2 protein-coding genes are annotated in these 1,863 nt (G+C 45.8%); both read left to right on the forward strand.

Annotation, left to right across the window (positions count from 1 at the left end; translation table 11 throughout):
- Nucleotides 1–224: plasmid mobilization relaxosome protein MobC (gene mobC / locus IE142_RS39560; protein ID WP_229831194.1), on the forward strand; the 224-nt coding region annotated here is incomplete at its 5' end.
- Nucleotides 214–1,626, forward strand: a complete 1,413-nt coding sequence (locus IE142_RS39565; RefSeq protein WP_206449922.1) for a relaxase family protein — start codon at nt 214–216, stop codon at nt 1,624–1,626. The genes mobC and IE142_RS39565, both read left to right, overlap by 11 nt.
- Nucleotides 1,627–1,863 lie beyond the last annotated feature (237 nt).

A 1,863-nucleotide genomic window follows, 5' to 3' on the forward strand; every position in this document is an offset into this window, starting at 1 on the left:
TGGCTGAGTGGTTACGTGAACTGGCGTTAGGTCAGAGACCCAAGCGTCAGCCGAAAAGCGTTGATCCAGCGTTATTGTTTGAGCTTAACCGGATAGAGGTGAACCTCAACCAGATAGCCCGCCATTGCCATCAGGCTCCGGTCTCGATGGCGACGGTCAATATCGCCTTATCGTTACGGCATATTGAGGCCCAGCTTCGGGAGGTGCTCGACCGTGCTGATTAAATTCTTTGGTAACAAAGGCGGTGGCAGTCCGAAAGCCAGCATGGATTATCTGCTTCGTGAGGGCAAAGAAGACACGCAATTTCAGGTCTTACGGGGCGATCCTGACTTGTCGCAGTCTATTGCGGAGAGTTGCGAATTTAAGAATGCGTACACGGTGGGGTGTCTGTCATTTGAGGAAGAAAATATACCCGACCATCACAAAACCGCCATTATGGATAGATTTGAACAGCACGTTTTTTCGGGTTTGGAGAAAGAGCAGTACAACATCACATGGGTTGAGCATACGGATAAAAACCGGTTAGAGCTGAATTTTTACATCCCGAATGTCGAGCTTACCTCACAAAAACGCTTACAACCATACTATGACAAAGCAGATAGACCACTGATTGAGAATTTTAAGCAGGTTATTAATCATGAATACGGACTGTCCGATCCCCATTCACCAGATAAACAGCAAACGCTGATAACCCGTACGGATTTACCGACAGAAAAACAGTCAGCCCTGAAAGAAATTGATACCGGCATATCGGCATTGGTGCAGAAAGGATTGATCCGTAACCGTGATGATGTGATTGAAGCGCTGAAACAATCAGGCTTTGAGATAGCTAGAGTGACACCGAAAAACCTCTCAATCAAAACCGAGGGGCAAAATTTACGTTTAAAAGGGGCGTTCTATGAGCAGGATTTTAAATTTAGCGCAGACGTTCTCCGAGAATGCCAAGCAAGACAGCGAGATTATGACGGAGAAAGTGAAACTCGCTATCGAACAGCACGAGAAAGACTTGAAAGCGCAACTGGCAGACGCCAGCAGGAATTTGAGCGAAAGTATCCAAGCCGAGCAGACGAAATTGATCAGGCGTACCGTGAGCGTGTGGAAATTACCGTTCATCATTCTGGGCGTACTGGTGCTGATATTGGCAGGGGTCAGCCTGTTTCTCACGTACTGGAGCGTGAACGAATACCAGAACCTGACCGAGTGGAAACGGTCAGCCGAGATATACCAGACACAGAGCCACAATATCAAACTGACCAATTGCACCATGGACGACAAGAGCAAGCGACTGTGCGTCGCCGTCGATCCGGAATATCAGAACGAAAACTGGGGCAAGAAGAACGAAACCTACCGAATTTTAGCGAGGTGAGTCACCATGACCGAGACAGAACAACTGTTAGAGAACGCCTTGAATACCTTGTTACAACAGCAAGAGACCGTTATCAGCAATTTATCTCAGCGTGTCGGGGAACTCGAGATACAGAACAGTCAGTTAGCCATGCAATACAGAGAAATCAGTCAACAGTTAACGACTTTAATCGGACTGCTGAACAGGTATCAGAACGACTGAAATACCAGATACAGCAACAGGATAAAAAGCGGAATCGAGGTCTTAATATTGAATTTTAGTGTTTAACTATGTAGTGATTTGGCACTAACTATGTAGTCATTTAGTGTGGATAACTTTTTTCTAATAGCTAAAAAATAAAGAAAACCGCTTCAAGCCACAAACAAGTTTGCGACTTTCATCGGTTTGGCGGTGAAAACCGGACGAAAAAACGGGATGTTAAAAACGTCCTCAAACCCGACAGAAAACGTTATAAACTTTCAGGATAGATTCGGGTGTTACGGGGTGTGTTTGGTGCT

It is taken from the genome of Streptomyces mutabilis (assembly GCF_014649815.1).
GTDB lineage: Bacteria > Actinomycetota > Actinomycetes > Streptomycetales > Streptomycetaceae > Streptomyces > Streptomyces mutabilis.